The organism is Candidatus Melainabacteria bacterium (assembly GCA_016193285.1).
Taxonomy (GTDB): Bacteria; Cyanobacteriota; Vampirovibrionia; order 2-02-FULL-35-15; family 2-02-FULL-35-15; genus JACPSL01.
In genome coordinates this window covers 101,303-123,283 of the sequence record JACPSL010000025.1, presented here as the reverse complement: position 1 = coordinate 123,283, position 21,981 = coordinate 101,303, and the positions used below count along the sequence as shown (strand labels likewise).

Below are 21,981 nucleotides of genomic sequence, written 5' to 3'. Positions count from 1 at the left end.
TTTTGGTAGAAAGTTTATCTGTTCTCTGTTACCGCATATTAGTGCCATCTCGTTAACTCCTATCTTTTCTTACACCTATTAAATTTTAATCCTTGATTCTAATAAAATCTTCCTTTATGACACAGTCTGAATGACAGAAAGCGTTGGATTAATTTCCACAAACGGTATAAGTAGAGGCAGCAATAATGATGCAATAAGAGATGCAAGAGCTAATGCAGCTACTGAAGGGTTTCATAATAAAATGGAAAGGATTTCTAGGGTTGCTTATGGTTTTAGAAACTTTAGAAATTACAGATTAAGAGTATTAATGCAATGTGCTTAAGAGAATTCACTGCTAAATTTTTTCACATTATTGGTGCAGATCCCTAAATATACCTGGGTCTGGTGGACAAGATTCGAACTTTTTAGAACCTCAGAACAATATGCAAGAATGTGCAATGGTTATTTTAAGTAGAACTTGCAAAATCATTAAGTTCTAGATACAATATGTATCCAGAACTTAAACAAATTTAAGTTCTGGCAAATGTTATGAGTAAAATTGATACTTTCATACAGCAAAAAGAAGGCTATAAAGCCTTTATCCCAGAACCATTTCCTCCAAAGGATTTAATTAAATGGGATAACAATTTAATTTCTTTGCTGTCACAGGCTGATATGGCTATTGGAAAATTAAATGCTATTAATGAATTAGTTCCTGATGCGGATTTCTTCATTCTAATGTACATAAAAAAAGAGGCAGCAATTTCAAGTCAGATTGAAGGAACACAAGCTACCTTAATAGATTTAATTAAAGCTGAAGCAAAATTAGAAGATGAAAAACCTCCTTCTGATGTTGGTGAAGTTAAAAATTATGTAAAAGCAATGAATTATGGGATAAAAAGATTAAAAAGTTTGCCCCTATCACTTAGACTAATAAAAGAAATTCATAAAGAACTTCTACATGGAGTTAGAGGACATCATAAATTACCAGGAGAATTTCGAAGAAGCCAAAACTGGATTGGAGGAGCAACATTGCAAACAGCGATTTTTGTACCTCCTACAGTACCTGAAATGCAAAAAGCATTAAATGATTTAGAAAAATTTATCCATGACAAAAGTCATGGATTACCAGAGTTAATTAAAACAGGAATAATACATGCTCAATTTGAAACTATCCATCCATTTTTAGATGGCAATGGAAGGATAGGAAGGTTATTGATTACACTATATCTTATTAATGAGAATATATTAAACAAACCTTTATTATATCTTTCTGATTATTTTAATAAATATAGAACAGATTATTACAACAAGTTAAATGAATACAGAGCCAAAGATGGTGTGAGCAGCTGGTTAAAATATTTCCTTGAGGGAGTAAAAATAGTTTCAAACGAAGCAGTGGAAACAGCGCTAAAAATTTCAAGGCTTAGAGAAGAACATATGAAAAAGGTATCAACCTTTGGCAGAAACGCTAAAACAGCTTTAGCTCTTTTAAATAAGCTTTATTCTAGTCCAATTGTAGATGCTAAATTAGTTGGTAAATTTTCTGGACTGTTTTCTAGGGGAAATATCAGTTCACTTATAGAAAAGTTTACAAAAGCTGAAATATTACATGAGATAACTGGTCGAAGTCGTTACCAAAGATTTATTTATCGCGATTATCTCAAGCTATTTTCACGAGAAAAGTTGTAAAAGGACAACCCTTGACTACTTTGCCAGTTCTTAAACTTGCTATTATTCCTGGAGTTTTAAAAGTAGTTCATTAAACTTACTAGTACTAATCTTTCTGTCAAAATATTTAATTGCAGTTTCCCTGCCATTTTGTCCCATTTCACATAATCTTTCTTTATGTCTTTGCGACCATTCAATTGCACAAGTCATAGCATTTACATCTTCTGGTGGAACAACAATTCCACAATTATATTCTTTTGCAATTTTACTAATTTCTGATTCATCATCTACCCATGCTATAAATGGCTTACCACAAGAAATAATTCCATAGATTTTACTTGGAACAATAACTCCTGTTAAACCTTTAAGACATGGAATTAAATGAATGTCAGGTGCACTTAAAGAATATTTAAGCTCTTCTCCAGACTGATATGATAGAAAAATTACATTATTAAGTTTAAGATTGCTTACTTTTCTTTGGAGACTTGCTTTATTAACACCATCACCAATAAAAATAAACTTAATTTCATTTTTATCCTTTAAAAAAACAGCCACATCAATTACTTTTTCTAAAGCTTGTGTTAAACCAATGTTTCCTGAGTACATAACTGTAAAGAAATTCTGTAAATTATATTTAAGTCTAAAAGGATTATTTTCAGGCAAAACAGGATAAAGATTTTTAGTATCTGCCCAGTCATGCATTACAGCAATTTTTTCTTCATCTATACCTTTCTTTATAAGAATTTTTTTCATATCTTCTCCAAGAGAAACGATTTTGTTTGCACTTTTAAAAGACAACAAGTTTACTTTTTCAAGCAAAAAATTCAAGAAAGGATCTTTTAACTTACCAGTTATTATCCCTATTTCTGGATAGATGTCCTTACAAGAATAAACAAACTTTGCTTTATATAACTTAGAAAAAAATATACCTAATAAACCTAATAGCGGGGGATCTGTTGTAGCAACAATAATATCTGGTCTTTTTTTTACTAATAGTCCTCCTAAAAAAGCAAGAATAAAATAAGTAGCAAGATTTATAAGACGAAAAAGCAATATATTTTTGGGAAGTTTAGTCCCATATCCTCTAATAACTTCAATTGATTTATAATTCTCTTTTTTTAAATAAAACCTAATTAAAGGAGCATCTAAATGACTTAATGAACTAGTTACAACTGTAACGTGGTTACCATAACTAACTAAGTCTTCACAAAGTTCTAGTAAAAATTGACCAGTAGCATCAGTATTAGAACTAAAAGTACGATTAAAAAATAAGATGTTCATAGCAGTTAGCGCGTAGTTAATATAGCTTCTAGATTGCTTGCTACTTTATTTTTATTTCTTGTAGAAAAATACCAGTCAATAGTCTTTTTCAATCCTTCTTGTAACATTATCTTTGGTTGCCAGCTTAAAATCTTTTTTGCTAATGAATTATCAGCTACACGATTTAATGGCCCTGTTGGCATATCTGGTTTAAATTTTATTTTTGGCTTATGCTTAGTATATTCAAGAATAATATTTACTGCATCTATAACTCGGTTTCTTTCCATAGTGCCTAAATTTATAGCTGTACCATCATTTATTTTTTCACAAGCTAAAATCGTACCACTTACAATATCATCTATATATGTCCAGTTGCGGATTTGATTACCATCACCCCAAACCTCAAATGGATCCTGCTTAATAAATGCTCTAGCAATCATTGCAAGAAGTGCATGATTCTCTACACCACGTTGGCCGTACACTGTAAAATACCGACAAGAAGCAGCTTTTAAGCCATATTCTTTATAATATGCTTTTAAAGTTAATTCACCCATTAGTTTTGCCCAGCCGTACATATTGTCAGCATCATAAGGAGGACCAACTTTATCCTCAGTTAAATAAATTTCTTTTGTAACATCAGACTGAATATAATTTGGATAAACACAACCACTAGAAGCATAAATAACTTTATGGACTTTTTCTTTAACAGCCTCATAAAAAACAAGGCCATCAAGAAATAAATTTGAAGCTGGACCAGCTTGATGTAAGTCTACATAACCTCTACCCCCATGATCTGCTGCCAAATGGAAAACAATATCCATATCTTTAAAGGACTTTTTTAAAATATCTTGCTCTCTTAGATCACCATTTATAAATTCAACTTTTTTATTTGTAATATGTTCTTGAATATTTTCTAGCTTTCCACTTGACAGGTCATCAACAACACGTACTGATGCACCTCTTGTAATTAAGGCATCAACTAAATTAGAGCCAATAAAGGAAGCACCTCCTGTAACTAAAACACTTTGTTTTTTCCAATCAATATTATTCATTACTAGATATTAAAAAATTTTCTAATACTAAAACATCCATTTTTGTAGCTAAAAAACATCTTAAAGCTTCATTAGGTGAATTGACAATAGGTTCATTATCATTAAACGAGGTATTCAAAAGAATTGGGATTCCTGTTAATTCATCAAATCCTTTAATAAGCTTGTAATACCTTGGATTCAAATTATAAGAAACTGTTTGTAGTCTTCCTGTTCCATCAATGTGACAAACTGCTGGTATTAAATCTTGTTTGGTTTTTTTTATGTAATATACCTTCTCCATAAATGGTACCGGCTCATAGTAGTCAAACCACTCTCTTGCTTTTTCTTCAATTATTGACGCAGCAAAAGGTCGAAACCACTCTCTTCTTTTTATTCTTTCATTTAATATTTCTTTCATTTCTTTTTTTCTTGGATCAACAAGTATACTTCTATTGCCTAATGCTCGTGGTCCCCATTCAGTTTTTCCTTGAAACCAGCCAACTATCATTCCACTTGCAATATGCTTAGCAACTTTATTACATAAAACATCTTCACTAGCTATAAACTTAACTATAAAACCTGATTTATTTAGCTCACTGCGTACTTTTTCAATCTCAAACTCAATTTCTTCTTCACTAAAAGATGGGCCAAAGTATGAATGTTTCATTTCAAATCTTTTTAGGGTATTACCTCTTTTATTCCAAGCTACCATCCCTGCACCAATAGCAGTACCAGCATCATAAGATGCTGGCGGAATATATACTTTCTTAAAAGGAGTTCTTTTATAAATTTTTCCATTTGCAAGAGAGTTTTGGAGACAACCTCCAGCTAAAACAACTGTATCCACTTTAGTTTTTTTATAAGTATCATTAAGCAAATGAAAAAATGCTTCTTCATACATAGCTTGAAGTGAAGCTGCAATATCTTCTTTTCTTGCTTCACCAAAAGTTTTAATTAACTTATCTGAAAATAATTTCCCAATTACTGGTTTTTCATTATTCCAAAACATTTCTACACCTTCTTTATCATGAGTAAAAAAAGAAGTATCTAGCTTAAAAAGTCCGTTACTTTGTAATTTAACGATTTCTCTCATTTCATTTAAATAAACAGGTTCACCATATGCTGATAATCCCATTACTTTATACTCATCTCCATATTCCCAAAAGCCAAGATATTGAGTCAGTGCACTATAAAATATTCCAAGCGAGTGCGGATATTCTACAAAGTCAAATATTTTAATTTTATTACTAGTAGCTAATCCTCTCATAGTACTTACAAAATCACCAAATCCATCAACAGACAAACAAGCAGCTTCTTCAAATGGAGATACATAAAAAGCACTAGCAATGTGTGCTATATGATGTTCAATATTTTGAATTTTTGCTTTTATTAAAGACTCATGAATATTTAATCCTTTAGCTATTTCACTTTTAATATTACTTAGATGGATTATATTTTCAAACCTTGATCTTATAAACTTATGCATTGATAAATTAGTTAAAGTACGAAAAACTTTTTTGTGTATATGAGCAAGTGGATTTCTAGAAATTGCAATGTAGTCAACATCTTGAATAGTAAGATTTGCATTTGCTAAACACCATGAAATTGATTGTATTGGTAGGCCAGCCCAGTGTTTTATTCGTTTAAATCTTTCTTCTTCTATTGCATTAACTATCTTTCCATCAATTAAAAGACAAGCTGATGAATCACTGTGATATGCATTTACTCCTAAAATAATCACGAACGTTGCCTAGATGATACTTCAAATTGTTTTTTATCCTCCAATTTTTTAACAAGCATCTCTATTAGTCTTACAGTTTCTCTAGCATCTCTAATGTCAACAAGAAAAGGTTTATTATTTATTACACACTCAACAAATTCTTTAATAGCGATTTCATGTGCATCTAAATTTCTGAAAAATAAATATTTTAAACAGTTACTTAAAATTAATTTAAAGCTTTGAAAAATATCTTTTAACACTGACAATCCTAATGGAAATACACTTAGAGTCTTTCTATCATATTTAAAAACTGATTTGGTTTGAAGATCAATTTTTAATATGCCTTTTGTACCAAATAAACTAACATCTGCAGCCCACTGGTTGCTGCCAAATATTTGAGTTATAGAACATATTCCATTTTCAGCATTTAATATTATTCTAAAATCTTCTGAACTAGACCAAGGATATTGGCTAAAAATTTTCTTACTAGAAATATTTACATCATATATATGCTCAAGAAAAGCATTTGCTAAGTACACACTATGAGGACTTGTTTCATTAAAGATTCCACCAGATAATTTATGAGCCCAATGATCCTTTACTGAAACCATACAATTTCTTGGAGTAGAAAGAAAGATTTCCATTCCAAGGAATGTACCAATTTCACCTTCATTTAAAAGTTTCTGTGCAGCTTTAATAGCAGGATTAAATAGTTGGTTATGAATTACACCCAACTTCCTTTTACATCTTAAAGATGTTTCTATCATTAGATCACAATCTTTTACTGTTAAGGCAACTGGTTTTTCAACAATAACATTACTTCCTCCTTCTAATGATTGAACTACAAGTTGTGCATGTGTTTGTGGTGATGTACAAATATCAACAATGTCAGGTGCTTCCTTGGAAATCATTTCTTGTAGATTTGTATAATAACTTTTTATTTTAAATTTACTAGCTGTTCTCCTTGCTGATTCTTCATCTAAGTCACAAACAGCAACTAACTCTACTAAGCCTTTTAATTTTAAAAATGCACCTATGTGCTTTTTATTAGCTATAGATCCACAACCAACAATTACAGCCTTTAACATTTACTATTTTATATTCCCTCTAATGTAGATTATCTAACTAAAATATTTCTTATACCAAACATCAAACATAATTATACTAAAGAGTTTCATAGAGTTATCATCTTTTTTACACTTGTGTTCTCTTCTTAAAGCTTGCACATAATCCCAGTTTATGATCCCTTGTTTATCCAGGTAGCTTTTTGAAAGTATTTTTTCAAAATAAAAATCAAAATATTTTTCAATCCAAATATATATTGGAGCAGAAAAACCTTTCTTTGGCATTTTTTTTATTGAAGAAGGTAACAAGTCTGAAAAAGTATCTTTTAAAATAATTTTTGAATTTAAACTACTAACTTTATATTTTCCTGGAATTGCAAGACTTAATTCAACAATTCTATGATCTAAAAATGGAACCCTGCTTTCAAGCCCAAAAGCCATTGTAGTTTTATCAGTATACTCAAGCAAGTTATCCACAAGAAACATATTTAAATCAAGATATTCAATAGAATTTATTACATTTAAATCTTTAGAATGATTTAAATAGTTATTTATTAAACTTATTGAGGGTTTAATTATCTTATTTTGGGAAAAAGATGGAAGGAACAGCTTGCTTTTTTCTAAATCACTAAAATAATAAGACCACATCATATACTGCTTGGAAAAAGATGAGCCAAAGCTAGAAAACAATAATTTCATTCTTCTAAGTAAGGGACTAAATTTTTCTCGTGGAATCAAATCACACATCTTTAAAGCAACATTAGTAAATAAATCAGGAAAAGAATTTATTAATTTTGCAAATCTTAAAACTTTGTATCTTGAATACCCGCCAAACAATTCATCTCCACCAACACCAGTTAATGTAACTGTTACATGCTCCTTAGTTAATTTTGATATTAAATATGAAAGATAAAAAGTAGGATTTCCAAAAGGTTGATCAAAACAAGAAATAAGTTCAGTGATTTCTTCAGACTTAGTAGACTCAACAGGAAGTTCTAAATGTTCTGAGTTAAAAAATTCACTTACATACTTAGCTCTTTTACTTTCATCATATTGAACTAATTCTTCCTGAGGAAAAGTAACAGTAAATGTTTTAAGTTTTTTTAAAGAATGTTTTGTAGCTAAGGCTGCTAATATGGTTGAGTCAATCCCCCCACTTAAAAATACACCTAGTGGAACATCGCTTACAAGCTGCATTTTAACTGAATCTTCTAAATAAAACCTAAGTCTTTCTTTTAGTTCAAAATAACTATAATTATTTTTTATTTCACTAAATGGCTCCCAATATTTTTGAATATTTAATTCATTTTTTACTAAATTAAAAGTAAGATAATGTGCTGGAGGAAGTTGTTTAATATTTTTAAATGCAGTAGCTGGATTTGGCACAAATGAAAATGAAAAATAATTATAAACAGACTGCCAGTTTATTTCTTTTGGGATAAGATTTGTAGCAAGAATTGCTTTAATTTCTGAAGCAAAGACTAGGTTTCCATTGTAATTTGCATAGTATAAAGGTTTTATTCCAAGCCTATCACGCGCAATAAAAATTTGATTTTTCCTGCTATCATAAACTGCAAATGCAAACATTCCATTTAAATCATTTACACAACTTTCTCCTTTTGTTTCATAAAGCTTAAGTATTACTTCAGTATCAGATTTTGATTTAAACTTACAACCAATATCTTGCAAGTTCCTGCGAAGTTCTAGAAAATTATAAACTTCCCCATTATATGTAATCCAGATACTCTTATCTTCATTAGACATGGGCTGTCTAGCATTTAAGCTTAAATCAATTACTGAAAGTCTTCTGTGTCCTAAAAAAACTTTTTTGTCTAAAACTACTGTTCCTCTATCATCCGGACCTCTATGTTGTAAGAGATCAGTAATTTCATTAAAATCACTTTCTATAGTAGACGAACCTATAATCCCTACAATTCCACACATATTTTTACCTCTTTATTTTTTGCTCATAAATCTTGGCATCTACTAAAAACTGATACCAAAACCCTTGCAATGTATGGAATATAATCCCTTCTTTTCCATCCAAAAAACCAAGTTTAATAAAATATCTATAAAAAAAATAAATAAAAGGCTTAACAAGAAGTGGCATATGCATATAAATACTTCTAAAGAATCTCCTTCTTTCCATTGGATTTCCAAATAAGTTTTGCTTTACACCTGTTTTGCTATTTACTTGATCTTCACCTAATAATTGATCAATAGCATCATCTGTTGACCATCTGTTATGCCTAAAAGTAAAACTAGCTAAATCATCTGAAACAATATCTTCAATATCACCTTTGATTTTTTTTACTTTTCCTTTAACATACAGATGTTGATTATATCTGTGTTCTTCACAAGACCCATGACTTAATTTAAATAAAATTGGCTGATAGACAGGATAATGCCCTCCATGCTTTATCCACTTTCCCATAAATATTGTTTTTCTGGAAATTAAAAAACCATCCCAATTATTAACTTCATTACTTGCAAATAATTTAGCAACTTCTTTTTTTAATTCATTTGTACATCTATGATCCGCATCTAGATTCAGCACCCATCTTGTTTTAATTGGTAAATTTTTTAGCGCCCAGTTTCTTTGTTTTCCATAGTTTTTAAATTCATGTTGAAAAATATTATTTGTATATTTCTTTACAATCCCTAATGTTTTATCAGTTGAAAATGAATCAACAACAAATATCTCTTCTACAAAATCTTTTACACTTTTTAAACAAGCCTCAATATTTTTTTCTTCATTAAAGGTTAAAACAATTACTGATATTGGAAGTTTCATCTTTTCATAATATCCTCATATGCATTTATCATCATTTTAGAAACCATTTCAATATCATACTTATCTTTCAATAATTTTTTACCATTTGTTGAAAGCACAGTACATAAAGCATTATCACTTAATAGTTTTTTTATACCACTAGCAACACTATTAGCATTAGTTGTAACAACATAGCCGGCATTTGCATCTTGAATATCTTTATAAATTCCTACTTTGTTAGATACAATTACCGGCGTTCCACATGCCATTGCTTCAATAACACTCATGCCAAAATTTTCAGAATAAGAAGAAAGAATAAATAAATTAGCATCAACAAAAGCAGCTAGCTTTTCTTTACCTCTAATTAAACCTGTAAATAAAACTTTTTTACTTAATCCATAATTATTTAATTTTGCTTTTATAAACTTTTCATATCCTCCATTATCAGGACCAGCAATTACTAAGGACAAATCATTGTCAAAATTTATTAAATCTTTAAATGCATCAACTAAAATATCTAATCCTTTCTTTTTATGAATCCTGCCTAGAAACAAAATATATCTTTTATCTTTTAAAACCGGATACTTACTTTTAAAAGTACCTGCTGGTGGTAATGTCTTGTATTGATCTAAATCAAGACCATTGGGTATTACCAAGGATTTATTATTGATCCTAAATAAGCTTGAAATGTTATCCCTTTCATCTTCTGATGTGTAATGAACAGCACTAGCAAATTTTAAATAATGTTTAGCAATAAGATAATAATAAAGTTTTTTTATTCTTTTAGATTTTATATTTATTGCTTCTTCATATAAAACACCTCTGGGTGAAATAATATATGGTTTTTTATACAAGAGACTAGAAACACTTCCTGCTAAAACCGGGAAATTCCAAAATGCTGTAATATGAACAAGATCATATTTTTTTACTTCATTAAGTACAGAAAAAAATAATTGTGGCGAGAAATTATAGTGCTTATAAAAATAATATGGAAAACATTTAATGTTTACTCCATCAAGATTACAACGGTAGCTAGTTTTATCTGTAGTAATAACATCAAGAGTTATGCCAGCTCTTACAAGAGTCTTATTTAATAAATGAACTGATTCAACTACTCCGCCATGCTGAAAGGCGGGAAAATAAGAAGGAGATATGTGAAGAACTTTCATATTAAGGCTTTTTTATCACTAGCTATATTTTTCTTGTCTAACCTTGGTAAAAGAAATAAAAATCCTACTGTAAACCAATAAAATAAATGTGCTGTTTGATCAAATACAAGTCTATGGATATTAATAAAAAAAGGAAATAAATAAAGAGTACAAGCAAGAGCAAAGTGTTTTATATCTTCATCCTGTAGTTTTAAATATAATTCCCAAAAATACTTAACCATTAAAAATCTTATTAAATAAACCATAATAAAACCAAAAAGACCTATCTCAAGTAGAATTCTAAGAGGTTCTTCTTCAACATTCATTGCTACTCCTAAATCTCTCTTTGCAACCTTTAAAGTTTTAAGAAGGCTAAAAGAGCCTTGGTAAGTACCACCAATACCAAATCCATAAACCCCACTTTCTTTTAAATAATCTAAGGGGATTGTATAAATATCAGTAACTCTTCTAACAATTTCATCTGACTCATCAAACCTAGATATAAAAGCATTAATTGCATGACTTCCCAGAGGCGAAGTAGCAATTAAGAAAAATATACCACCAGCTATAATAAACCTAAATAAATATCTTTTTAAATTATCAGCATTTAAAGCTCCGGAAATAGCTAGGTATAAGACACCAGAAAATATACTTATAAACATTCCACTTCTTGAGCCTGTCATAAAAAGATTTAAAATTGACAAAGCAAGCAGCAAATAATATATAATCATCTGACTATTTGGTATGTTCTTTAAACTTATAAAATAAATTAAAACTAAACTTAAAATATGTAGGTAAGTCGCATAACCAGAAATAAAAGGAAAAGTAGAAGAAATTCTAGGAAAATTACCCATAGGGACTACATCAGATTCAGCTACATATTTATTAATAGGACTTTCAAGTGGGCTGAAAAATTGAATCACTCCTAAGATTAGTATAGGAAATGAAAAATATACAAAAATCCTAAGTACTTTAAATAATTCTTCTTTTGTATTAAAAATATAAGGAATTATAAAAATTAAAGGGATATAAAAAAAATGGAGTACAACTCCAAGTAGTCCAATGAATATGCTTGGAGAACGGGGGTTAATTGAACAAGCCACCCCCCATATAAAAAAAAATAAAAGAAAAATATTCATAGGATGCTTAAAAATAATCAAGGAACGAGTTCTTAATTGCTCATTAAAATATCCAGCATAAATTCCTATTAAAATTATATGATTAAAAAAGAAAACAACATCAGCTAATTCTGGAAGAACCCATTTTCTTACTGCACCTGAAAATAAAACCCAAATTATAAGAAACAATGTTGCTTTACGCCAGTTTAAAAATGACAACACCAGGATTAATAAAATAATTACTGGCGTAAAATATTCTGAAGAGATGCCATAAATGCTCATTAAACTAAACATATATGCTAAAAGAAGAACAACTACTAAAAAACCAATTTTTACAAAAACATTTTTTTCCCTAATTGCAATCTTTAAGTTTTTCATTGTGTAATCTCAAATCTTTTAAAGACTTTAATATACTCACTAGCTATATTATTCCATGTTAACTTCTTCATGTAAGTATCTTTAGCACCATTTGATATTTTAATTCTTAAGTCTTTATCATAAATTACTTTCACGAGTGCATCTGCAACATCTCTTATAGTAAGAGACTTTGCAAAATAAATATTTTCCTCTTCTATAAAAAAATCATCAGTTAATAGTCCTTTAGTACCTATAACTGGTAATCCACTGGCAAATGCAGCAGCAACAGAACTACTTTTGATACCTGTACCACCTCTATCATCTGTACTTAAAGAAACAAAAATATCTGAAATACTTAGATATTTATAAACCTCTTCAGGCGTTAGGTACCCGGTAAAATAAACAGATGAGTTTAAATTTAAGTTGTTTATTAAACCTTCTAAAATATTTTCTTGATGTTTATCAACTTTACCTATAAAAATAAGCTTAATAAAAAGTGATTGATTTTCTTCTGAGACTTTTTTAATAGCCATTAGTAAAACATCATACTTTCTATAAGATGCAATTGTCCCAAAAGTAGAGACTACTATTTCACTTTTTAAAGAAAGCTTTTTTCTTAATTCTTTTTTTTTACTCTCAGAAACTAAAACAGGAAAGACAATACTTCCTGCTGGTATCTTAATGATTTTTTTCTTAAAAGGAAAAAGAAGTCTTTTAGAATATTCAATGGTAACAATGATCTTTATTGATGCTAATGCCAGGATAAATGCAATAAGGCGCTGTAAAATTGAAATGAAAAAACTCTTAGGATTATAATCCAGTTTAATTGCTATCTCATGATAGGTTGTAATTAAATTAATTCTCTTTAAAATAATTAAAGTAGAAAAAAGAATAATCCATAGAGGAATACCAAAATTGTTATAGCCATACGGCACATACTGAAAGCTGACAATATCAGGATTAAACTCTTTAATAACAGAAAAGATCTTTGGTAAGTTAAAAATATTCCATTTATTAATTAATGGCAGCACTTTACAAAAATCACATACTTTTACACCTTTATTGTCCGAAGTAAGAACAAAAACTTTTATATCCTTACTTGCAAAAGCTTTACTTAAATAAAAAGTATAGTCTGAGACACCTCCAAACATAGAAGGAAATTCTGAAGATATAACTAATAGCTTCATTTGTGATTTCATTTTTTTAATATCTTTTTATAACTTTCAATCATCTTATCTCCATAATTATTCCAGGTAAAAGATTGATGTACCTTTTTTAAAGCAGATGCTCCCATCTTTTTACAAACCTCTTTATTTTCATAGAGGTATAAAAGCTTTTCTTGAATTGTTTCTATATCTCTTATTGGTATGATAAAACCGTCTATACTGTCATTAACAATATCTAGTGCGCCTGTATTAGTAGAACAAATTATAGGCAAACCACATGCCATTGCTTGAAGAATAGTTAATGCTAAACCTTCTTCAAGAGAAGGTAAAACAAACACCGAAGATTTTGAAAAGTACTTATAAAGTTCTTTTTGAGGTAATCTTCCAATATACTTAAAACCATCTTTATATAAGTTTAAAAAAGGTTTAACTTCAGGAGTTAAAGTGCCTGCAAGCACAAGTTCTGAATTTTTTAATTTTAAACTTGAAAATGCTTCAAGAAGATAGTGAACACCTTTTCTAATGCTTAGGTTACCGACAAAAATTACACGAAAAATATCATCATCTTTTTGTATTGGTTTAAAAACTGATAAATCTACTCCGTAAGGTATTTGAATTATCTTACTTGGATTAATACCCCGTTCAATATATGTTTGTTTTGCAAAGCTCGAAGGTACAGAAATATAATCTGCTTCTTCATATTCTACTAATTCTTTTTCAACTATTCGTTCATCCACTGGTTTAGTCTTTATGCCATACTTTTCATATTCTTCTTCTAAGATTTTTTTTTGAAAAAGAATATGTGAAGAACCTCTTTCTACAACAGTTACAGCACCATGACTTTTTCCCACTTTAAGAGTACTTAATGCTGTATCAGCCCAAGCAACCATAATGTCACAGTTATCAATTTGTTTTTTAGCCCATAACTCAAATAAACAAGCTGCATAATAATTCCAGTTATCCAACTGCCCAATATAAGGAAGTCTGCCAAGCCCACTACCAACTAAGGCTGGGAGAACATTTGCCACAACTTTTGAAGGATCTATATTTTCCAGATCATTTCTAAGTCTTAGATAACTATTTTGTTTCTTACTGTAATAAGTCGTTATTAATTTATGTAAGTATCCATGCTTATCTAGCTCTTCTGCTAAATAAAAAGCATGAAACTTCCCTATACAAGCAATTGTTACTTTCATTTTGATATAGATAAAATAATTTTCATAAAGTTTTTTCTATAAATTAAGAGATAAATAATCAAAACTGTAAATACTGAAACTAAAACTAATAGCTCTCTTCTGCTAGATATATAAAACATAAAATAATTACGTACAAAAAAAGTAATAATAGATATAAAAAATGCTAAAACAAAATATGGAGCTGCACCTAGTAAGCCTGTAAGAACTCTATGACCTGATTTAGAAACTAAATATAAAGCAACTAAATGTGAACTACCTAAAATAAAAAGTACTGATGTAGCAACACCAATGATTCCAAAATTAGCACCAATAAAAATTCCTAAAACACTAAAAAACAATGTTACAATTCCAAGCTTAAAGCTTAAGTTAAATTTCCCAGATGCAGAAAAAGGATCTATCCATATGCAACGTACCATTCCATAAACAACAAGTATCTGAAAAGGCATTACTGCATCATTCCATTTTTCACCAAAAAGTAATGGAAAAATATCAGGAGCTATTACAAACATAGTACAAGCAATTGGTGTAATGCTGCCAACAAACAATTTACTAAGCCCATAAAAAGAATCCCAAAATTCTTTAGTATCAAACTTTAATTTTCCTAATTCTGGGAAAGCAACATTGCCAAGAGGATTTGCAATCATTGTTACTGCAAGCAAAGCATAATTATAAGCAATTGTATATAAACCAAGATTACTCATGCCAAGAAGTTTTCCTATGATTAAATTACCCATATTAAAAACTAAGTACCATGTAATAGCTTGTCCAAGAAAACCTTTACTAAATGGGAGAAGTTCTTCTAAGCACTTTTTAGAAACTAATCTTTTAGGATACCATTTAGAAACCAAACAAATTAAAATTGCATTTAATATGTTTCCTGTTAAATTAGATAAAACTAAAGCCCATACTCCATAATTATTAATAGCAAAATATATAGCCACTAAAAATGATGTAATGCTAACAATAACTTCAATAATTGAAATAGATTTAAATTTTAAATTTCTTCTTAACAGGTTCTTTTGAATATTTACATTGGTTTGAAACCAAAGAGCTAAGGCTAAAACTATAAGAACTGGTATAAGATCAGCTCTACTATAAAATCTGCTAATAACTGGTGATAAAAATACAATGGCTAAAACAAAAAACGTACTAATAATTAAATTAAGCCAAAAAGCAGTACTAATAAATTCTTCATCTTTTTCTTTTCTTTCTTCTGTATCATCTTTTCTGTAAATTAAAGAAGTCCCTGCTCCAACATCACTAAAAAGTTCAGTCAAACCAATAACAATTATTGATAATCCAAATAAACCAAAATCATCTGGAATTAAGAACCTAACTAAAATAATTCCTTTAATTAAATTAATAACTCTTACAAAGAAAGAGCTATTAAACATCCACAATGTATTCTTAATAACTCTTCTAAGTAGGTTCGTTTGTAAGTTTGTACTGTTTATGCTTGACACTAAATTTATACCTATTTTTTAATCAAAGTAAATATTATGAAAGTATAGTTAAGTCCTAGCCAATTAATAGGTTTTTGTTCACATTCCATTTCAATTTTACTAGTCAAATGCAAGTTATAGTTACTTGCAATATTGAACATGTTTAATATCTCACTTCTAGTAAAAATATGAACAGGAACTCCAAATGCAACCTTGTCTTTAGTATCAATTAAAGTTGGATAGTAATCAGTAGAAGTAATTATTATTCCACCAGGCTTAAGTATGCGAGACATCTCTTTAAAGTATAAATTTATATCTATGCCGTGTTCTATAACACTTTGACAAACGATGGCGTCAAAACTGTTACTTTGAAAGTTGGTATTTTTTATATCACCATGCTTATAAATTATTGGACCTCTTTTTATAAGTTTTTTAAATTCTAAATTAATCCCAAAAAGGTTTTTATATCCATAAAGAGACAACCAAGGTAAAACCATAGAATCCAAAACACTTCCTGCATCAAGAATAAAACTAGCTTGATTAGTTCTATTTAATATACAGCTAAGAGCAATAAGACCATCCCAGTTTTTCTCAAAAGTAGAAGCAGTAGAAGAGTAAGGAGGAAGTCCTAACTCTTTAACTTTTTGAAATGCTAACTCACATTCGTTAAAACTTTTAAGGACAGAGTTTTCATTGTAAATATCAGGTTTCTTAAGGCGCTGAATCTTAGGAATTTTTTTTATCTTAGAAATAGACTGAACAAGATAAGCTAGAACTCTGTAATAAAGATGTATAAAATAATCAATCCATGGACTTTTATAAATATTTTTAGAATCAATAATATGAGTCGGTAAGGATTTGTGAAAAAAATAAAACCATCTTCCAGTCAATTTCCAGTTATTTTTTATTTCTTGCTCTTTATTATTACTTAACTTTATATTAGTAGCAGTTGATTTATGATTTTGATGTATAGCCATTGTAATGTTTGTTGCATTTATAAGAATTGCTCCTTTTTTACGAGCATTCCAACCAAGCCAGTCATCCCAATAATTTTTTCCTATGGCAAAAGGTGGAATGTTTTGATAAAAGCCCTTAAAAAAAATAAAGTAATCATACCCGCCAATCTGAAGCTTTCCATTTTTTCTTACATATTCTTCTAGAGTTTGTTCCCAGTTTACATCTTTAAAGTTTAATTCTTCTTTAATATCTGCATCCCATCTCCTTGCAACAATTACTTTTTTCCTGGTTAAAGTTTGAACTCTTTTAATCATTTTCATAAAATCACTCATTAAAATAATGTCTGCATTTATATAACAAAGTAAATCATTCTTTGAAATTTGTTGTGCGTTATTAAATAAATTATTCAAGAGCGGTGTTCCATATTCATTACATACAATATCTGGTATATGTTTTAAATCCATTTCTAGACAAATATCATTTACTCCTTTATCATTACCAAAAATAACAATTTCTGGCCTTGGCTGTAATAAGGTCCAACTCTTAATTGCATTACGCTGTATAACTCCAATATGTCCTTCAAAAGGTTTACAGGTAGTAAAGATAGTAATCATTTACCTATTCCTAAAGGGATATAGTTAATTTCTTGTAAGGTTTTAAAATTTTTTAAAACTCGCCAGCAGTCTATTACTACCCGAGATTTGTTTTTATGTGACCAGGTACTCTTTGGTATAGCATTTAAGTTTTTATCTGGAGTCGTTATAACTACTACATCTGATTTTTTAATACATTCAGAATAAGATTTAGCAAAATTTTTTTTACTTAAAAGAGCATATTTTAAATTTTCAAAACCAACTCTATCATAAACAATAGTTTTCTTTTTTAAAGCTTTTAACATTTTAAAAAGCAAAAAGCCAAAAGCTTTTTCAACAACATTTGTATTAAGTTTATAAGTCAAACCTATAATGCCAATAGTACCTGACTCAGGAAGAAATTTTTCTATAACATCTTTTAAATATTTGACTTGCCAGAGGTTAAACTTATCAGTAGTTTCTGCAATATGAACAGGAGCTCTTATTTTTTTTGCAAATGTTGTTAAAGCAATATTATCTCTTGGAAAACATGGACCACCATAGCTAATAGCACCTTTTAAATAATTACCCCCAATACGGCTATCATAGCCTAATGCGTTTGTAATTATATCTACATTTGCATCTTTTAATTTTTCACAAATTCTTGCAAGCATATTAGCAAAGCTGATTTTAGTTGTAATGTAAGTATTTAATGCAAGCTTTGTTAATTCTGCATTTATAAAATTCATCCTTACAACTTTAGGCTTATTATTACAAACTTGGTTATAAATAGATTCAATTTTTTTACCAGCTTTAGGATCAGATTCACCAATTAAAATAAAATCAGGATTTAAAAAATCGTTAATAACACTTCCAAGTGCAATAAACTCAGGATTGTAACATAACCCAAAATCCTTAGTTACTATTTTCTTGCTTATATTTTCTAAGCAGGGTTTCACTAATGAGCTCATTGTCCCGGGCATAATAGTGCTGGTGACACATACAATATGATAAGATTTTTTTTCTTTTAATCCTACAGCAATTTTCTTACATGTATCTAAAACATACTTATTTGAAAAATTACCACTGCTTTCACTTGGAGTAGCTACTATAACAAATGTTACATCTGTCTCTTTGACTGCTTTTATTCCATCTCGTGTAACTATAAGATTTTTTCCATATTTATTTAGTAATTTTTGAACACCAGGCTCATAAACAGGTGATTTTAGTTTTTTTAAATTAGTTACCTTACTTTTGTCTAGATCTACTCCAATAACCTTAAAACCTTTTGATATAAAACTTGCAACAAAAGGTACTCCAAGCTTACCAAGACCAAATATCGATATTTTTAGCTTTTTATTTTTCATTTGGAACTGCAGTAACACACAAATGCCAACCCAATTTTTTTTCTAAAAACTTAAATAACCAATCAGGTAAAATCCTAAAATACCAAACTTTAGTATATTTATAGTTCACATAATCAGAGATGTTATAAGGAAAAATATGTTCTATTTTTATATCAACTACCTTAAAATTAAAGCTTTCTAACATTTTCTTTATTTCACCTTTTGTATAAGTATAGGTAACAGGACAATCTTCCTGAGCTTCAGAGTGACTTGCAATTAACTTTTTAAAATTAAAGTTAATTCCTTTCCCATATTTTAAAAATATCCACAATGCTTTCCATGAAAACCGGTTATAAACCATAATTTTTATAATGCTTTTACTGTGAACAAAGCTTTTTATTTCTTTTATTACATTTTCTGGGTGTGGGGTATGATGTATTACTCCAAATGAGTAAACTAAATCAAACTTCTCATTTGGTAAAAAACTACTTAGCTTTTCAGCATCACCCGAGTAAAATTGAATTTTATTTTCCAAACCATAGGTCTTAGCACGCATCTTTGCTATATCAATAGATTTACTAGAAAGTTCAACAACAGTTACCCTTGCACCATTACGTGCAAAGCTAACAGTATCAGTGCCAATTCCACAGCCAATTTCAAGGACCTTTTTTCCTCTCCATCTTTCAAATTCAGCAAATTTAAGTATGTGTGGTTCAACAAAATATTTCCTAAATTCAACTTCATCAAAATATTTTTTTGTTCCGATTTCTTCTTTTGAATGGTGAATATTGCAGGGACTTTCATCCCAAAAATCTTTTACTTGTTCTATTTGTACTTTACTAAAATCTTTCATTAATAAATCCCATGCAACTTAAAATCCCTTTTACTCCTTCTTCATAAGACCAGTTTTTAATAATGTTATAAGACTCTTGTCCAAATTTTTCTCTAAGATCACTATTAGAAACCAACAAATTTAACTTTTTTAATAATTCTGGAGTATTTCTACAAGGATAAATAAACCCATTTATACCATCTTTAACTAAGTCACCTATAGCTCCTACCTGATTACTTACAACAACAGGTAGTTTAAAACACATTGCCTCATTGACAACTAGTCCCCATGGCTCATGTTCTGAAGGTAAAACAAAAATATCTGCTAAAGCATAAAATTCTGGCAGCTCTGTTTGATTCTTAAAACCTAGAAAATATACATTTTTAATATTATATTTTCTAGTAAAGTCTTTAAGTTTGCTTTTTAGGCAACCATCGCCTATAAAAACTAAGGCTGAATTATTCTTTGTTGATATACCTTCATATGCTTTAAGTAAACCCATTGGATTTTTTCTATCTATTAATTTACCTGAAAATAAAATTACAGGAACACCAAGTGGCAGGTTATATTTTTTTCTTAGTTCAATTTTTTTAAATTGGAGTTCTTTAGCTTTTGAAACAAAAAACTCATTATCTACAGAATATGGCACAAGAAATATTTTTTCTCTTGGAATTTCATAAGATTCATAAAACTCAGTATTATATTTTCCTATTGCTAAGAAGCTAGAAACCTTATTAAAAAAGTTCTTTAGTATTATTTTTTTTATAGTTTTTTTAAATTGTGGTAATTTAGGGAGTAAATTAGTTTCACTACGAAGTAACACCGGGATTCCTAATGAGCTTGCAGTATAAACTGCAATCCAGTTAGTAAAACTATTCCACCCATGTATCCAAAGTGCATCGTATTTTTCTTCTTTGATTTTTTTTATAATATCTGGATTAACTAAACCAAAAAAATTAGAAACATTTGGACATGGACTTATATTTTTTAAAAACTCCGACTTATAACCTTCAAGAAGTGGAATATTCCATTTAAAGCTTTGCCCAAATCCCTCATCTTTGTATTCTTCAAGGCCCCACCCAGAACAAAAAAAAACTTTTAAATTAATTTGATGACATTTTGAAATAGTCTTAAAAAAAGGAGCTTGATATTGAATAGGATGAGAAAGTAAAGCTGCAATTTTATATTTAGAACTATTTTGATTTAAAGGCATAATATTTTTCTCAATCTTTGCTTATAAGTCTCAAAAGAATAAATATTTTCTAATTTCTTTTTTCCACTAGTGCCAATCTTATCCTGAAGAGATTTATCACTTAGAGCTTTAATAATACATTTTGTTAAATCACTTGTATTATTTGGTTCTACTAAAAGCCCTGTTATTCCATCATCTATTACTTCAGGAACTGCACCAGCTCTAGCTCCTATAACTAGCTTACTAAAATACATAGCTTCTAAAAATACAATACCAAAACCTTCTTCTGTACTTGGAAGAACAAATAAATTACACTCGTTAAAATATGAAGGTAATAATTTATTTGTTACTTCACCTGTAAACAATACTTTATCTTGCAAGTTTTTGTTTTTTGTTAGTTGTTCTAGTCTTTCTCTATCTGAGCCATCTCCAACTATAATACAAAACACATTAGAAATTATTTTTAAAACTTCGCTCATTGATTCAATTAATAAGTCAATATTTTTGTAATGATTATTTGAGTCTAGTCTAGAAACAGTAAGAATTATTTTTCCTTCTGGTAAATTTAATTCTTGTCTATTTTTTAAGACAAGCTTGCTATAGAAAACAGGATCTAAGGTACAAGGAAATATATTTTGATCGATCTTGCATAATTTACTTTTTAAATTATTTACTGAAATCATCTTATTTAATGTATAAGAACTAATATATAAAATCTTATTTAAACAACCTATACTTGATTTGTATAAGAATGAAAGTTTTTTTGTTGCTTCTACGCCATATATAATTAAAAATATCTTAATTCTTAAGGAAAAAATCTTTAGAACAGCTATAAGAGGTAAAAAGCTTATGTGACCTACAACTATTATTGAAAATTTTAAAAAATTAACTAATAAATAAAATATAAATCTAACCTTTGAACCATTACAGTAAATATACTTAATAAACTCTGAATTTAAATAAAAGTTTTGGATTTTACTTCTACCATTATCACTTAATACAAGTACAACAATGTTTAATTTTTTATCAAGGGTTATTTCTTGAAGAGCTTTAACAAGACATCTGTTAAATGTCTGAATACCACCAGATTTATCAAAGAGGTCTGTTAGCAATATTAATACATCTGTCTTGCTTTCCATTTTTAATACATTAAAATT

The 21,981-nt window shown here is 29.0% G+C and carries 17 protein-coding genes and 1 pseudogene; 2 read left to right on the top strand and 16 right to left on the bottom strand.

Going from position 1 to position 21,981, the window contains the following annotated elements; all coding sequences use genetic code 11:
* The first annotated feature begins 220 nt into the window (after nt 1-220).
* Nucleotides 221-322: pseudogene (locus HYY52_05800) on the top strand (transposase).
* 206 nt (nt 323-528) lie between these two features.
* Nucleotides 529-1,671 (top strand): Fic family protein, encoded by a 1,143-nt coding sequence (locus HYY52_05795; protein ID MBI2996204.1) that lies wholly within the window; start codon nt 529-531, stop codon nt 1,669-1,671.
* Between the two features lie 42 nt (nt 1,672-1,713).
* Here the strand turns inward: HYY52_05795 and HYY52_05790 are convergent, their stop codons facing one another.
* Genes HYY52_05790 through HYY52_05715 form a run of 16 tightly spaced genes read right to left on the bottom strand, consistent with a single transcriptional unit; the run spans nt 1,714 to nt 21,963 of the window.
* Entirely contained in the window at nt 1,714-2,931 is a 1,218-nt protein-coding gene (locus HYY52_05790; protein ID MBI2996203.1) for a glycosyltransferase family 4 protein, read from the bottom strand.
* 5 nt (nt 2,932-2,936) lie between these two features.
* The gene (locus HYY52_05785) at nt 2,937-3,962 is read right to left on the bottom strand and encodes an SDR family NAD(P)-dependent oxidoreductase (protein ID MBI2996202.1); all 1,026 of its coding nucleotides are present in this window, start codon (nt 3,960-3,962) and stop codon (nt 2,937-2,939) included.
* A complete protein-coding gene (locus HYY52_05780; GenBank protein MBI2996201.1) occupies nt 3,955-5,682 on the bottom strand; it encodes a carbamoyltransferase in 1,728 nt (575 codons plus the stop codon). The genes HYY52_05785 and HYY52_05780 overlap by 8 nt, the downstream gene beginning before the upstream one ends.
* Nucleotides 5,679-6,749, bottom strand: a complete 1,071-nt coding sequence (locus HYY52_05775) for a Gfo/Idh/MocA family oxidoreductase (GenBank protein MBI2996200.1) — start codon at nt 6,747-6,749, stop codon at nt 5,679-5,681. Before HYY52_05775 ends, HYY52_05780 begins: the two co-directional genes overlap by 4 nt.
* Nucleotides 6,750-6,782: 33 nt before the next feature.
* A complete protein-coding gene (asnB, locus tag HYY52_05770) occupies nt 6,783-8,669 on the bottom strand; it encodes an asparagine synthase (glutamine-hydrolyzing) (protein MBI2996199.1) in 1,887 nt (628 codons plus the stop codon).
* Between the two features lie 4 nt (nt 8,670-8,673).
* Nucleotides 8,674-9,519, bottom strand: a complete 846-nt coding sequence (locus tag HYY52_05765) for a glycosyltransferase family 2 protein (GenBank protein MBI2996198.1) — start codon at nt 9,517-9,519, stop codon at nt 8,674-8,676.
* Nucleotides 9,516-10,667 carry a glycosyltransferase gene (locus tag HYY52_05760; protein MBI2996197.1) on the bottom strand — a complete coding sequence of 384 codons (1,152 nt, stop codon included), beginning with the start codon at nt 10,665-10,667 and terminating at the stop codon, nt 9,516-9,518. Before HYY52_05760 ends, HYY52_05765 begins: the two co-directional genes overlap by 4 nt.
* Nucleotides 10,664-12,142, bottom strand: coding sequence for an O-antigen ligase family protein (locus HYY52_05755; protein ID MBI2996196.1), 1,479 nt, complete (start codon nt 12,140-12,142; stop codon nt 10,664-10,666). The genes HYY52_05760 and HYY52_05755 overlap by 4 nt, the downstream gene beginning before the upstream one ends.
* Entirely contained in the window at nt 12,139-13,320 is a 1,182-nt protein-coding gene (locus HYY52_05750) for a glycosyltransferase family 4 protein (protein MBI2996195.1), read from the bottom strand. Before HYY52_05750 ends, HYY52_05755 begins: the two co-directional genes overlap by 4 nt.
* Nucleotides 13,317-14,483, bottom strand: a complete 1,167-nt coding sequence (locus HYY52_05745) for a glycosyltransferase (GenBank protein ID MBI2996194.1) — start codon at nt 14,481-14,483, stop codon at nt 13,317-13,319. Before HYY52_05745 ends, HYY52_05750 begins: the two co-directional genes overlap by 4 nt.
* Entirely contained in the window at nt 14,480-15,946 is a 1,467-nt protein-coding gene (locus HYY52_05740) for a lipopolysaccharide biosynthesis protein (GenBank protein MBI2996193.1), read from the bottom strand. The genes HYY52_05745 and HYY52_05740 overlap by 4 nt, the downstream gene beginning before the upstream one ends.
* 11 nt (nt 15,947-15,957) lie before the next feature.
* A complete protein-coding gene (locus tag HYY52_05735; GenBank protein MBI2996192.1) occupies nt 15,958-17,496 on the bottom strand; it encodes a class I SAM-dependent methyltransferase in 1,539 nt (512 codons plus the stop codon).
* Nucleotides 17,493-18,821: a UDP-glucose/GDP-mannose dehydrogenase family protein gene (locus HYY52_05730; GenBank protein ID MBI2996191.1), complete on the bottom strand. Its 1,329-nt coding sequence runs from the start codon at nt 18,819-18,821 to the stop codon at nt 17,493-17,495. Before HYY52_05730 ends, HYY52_05735 begins: the two co-directional genes overlap by 4 nt.
* Nucleotides 18,811-19,653, bottom strand: a complete 843-nt coding sequence (locus HYY52_05725) for a class I SAM-dependent methyltransferase (protein MBI2996190.1) — start codon at nt 19,651-19,653, stop codon at nt 18,811-18,813. The genes HYY52_05730 and HYY52_05725 overlap by 11 nt, the downstream gene beginning before the upstream one ends.
* Nucleotides 19,640-20,845, bottom strand: a complete 1,206-nt coding sequence (locus HYY52_05720) for a glycosyltransferase family 4 protein (GenBank protein MBI2996189.1) — start codon at nt 20,843-20,845, stop codon at nt 19,640-19,642. The genes HYY52_05725 and HYY52_05720 overlap by 14 nt, the downstream gene beginning before the upstream one ends.
* Nucleotides 20,836-21,963: a glycosyltransferase family 4 protein gene (locus tag HYY52_05715; GenBank protein MBI2996188.1), complete on the bottom strand. Its 1,128-nt coding sequence runs from the start codon at nt 21,961-21,963 to the stop codon at nt 20,836-20,838. Before HYY52_05715 ends, HYY52_05720 begins: the two co-directional genes overlap by 10 nt.
* Between the last annotated feature and the right edge of the window lie 18 nt (nt 21,964-21,981).

Excerpts from the sequence above, each read along its gene's own strand:
- HYY52_05755 (MBI2996196.1), bottom strand. The coding sequence starts at position 12,142 with ATGAAAAACTTAAAGATTGCAATTAGGGAAAAAAATGTTTTTGTAAAA.
- HYY52_05730 (MBI2996191.1), bottom strand. The coding sequence starts at position 18,821 with ATGAAAAATAAAAAGCTAAAAATATCGATATTTGGTCTTGGTAAGCTT.
- HYY52_05790 (MBI2996203.1), bottom strand. The coding sequence starts at position 2,931 with ATGAACATCTTATTTTTTAATCGTACTTTTAGTTCTAATACTGATGCT.
- HYY52_05715 (MBI2996188.1), bottom strand. The coding sequence starts at position 21,963 with ATGGAAAGCAAGACAGATGTATTAATATTGCTAACAGACCTCTTTGAT.
- HYY52_05785 (MBI2996202.1), bottom strand. The coding sequence starts at position 3,962 with ATGAATAATATTGATTGGAAAAAACAAAGTGTTTTAGTTACAGGAGGT.
- asnB (MBI2996199.1), bottom strand. The coding sequence starts at position 8,669 with ATGTGTGGAATTGTAGGGATTATAGGTTCGTCTACTATAGAAAGTGAT.
- HYY52_05750 (MBI2996195.1), bottom strand. The coding sequence starts at position 13,320 with ATGAAATCACAAATGAAGCTATTAGTTATATCTTCAGAATTTCCTTCT.
- HYY52_05725 (MBI2996190.1), bottom strand. The coding sequence starts at position 19,653 with ATGAAAGATTTTAGTAAAGTACAAATAGAACAAGTAAAAGATTTTTGG.
- HYY52_05760 (MBI2996197.1), bottom strand. The coding sequence starts at position 10,667 with ATGAAAGTTCTTCACATATCTCCTTCTTATTTTCCCGCCTTTCAGCAT.
- HYY52_05720 (MBI2996189.1), bottom strand. The coding sequence starts at position 20,845 with ATGCCTTTAAATCAAAATAGTTCTAAATATAAAATTGCAGCTTTACTT.
- HYY52_05745 (MBI2996194.1), bottom strand. The coding sequence starts at position 14,483 with ATGAAAGTAACAATTGCTTGTATAGGGAAGTTTCATGCTTTTTATTTA.
- HYY52_05765 (MBI2996198.1), bottom strand. The coding sequence starts at position 9,519 with ATGAAACTTCCAATATCAGTAATTGTTTTAACCTTTAATGAAGAAAAA.
- HYY52_05795 (MBI2996204.1), top strand. The coding sequence starts at position 529 with ATGAGTAAAATTGATACTTTCATACAGCAAAAAGAAGGCTATAAAGCC.
- HYY52_05775 (MBI2996200.1), bottom strand. The coding sequence starts at position 6,749 with ATGTTAAAGGCTGTAATTGTTGGTTGTGGATCTATAGCTAATAAAAAG.
- HYY52_05735 (MBI2996192.1), bottom strand. The coding sequence starts at position 17,496 with ATGATTACTATCTTTACTACCTGTAAACCTTTTGAAGGACATATTGGA.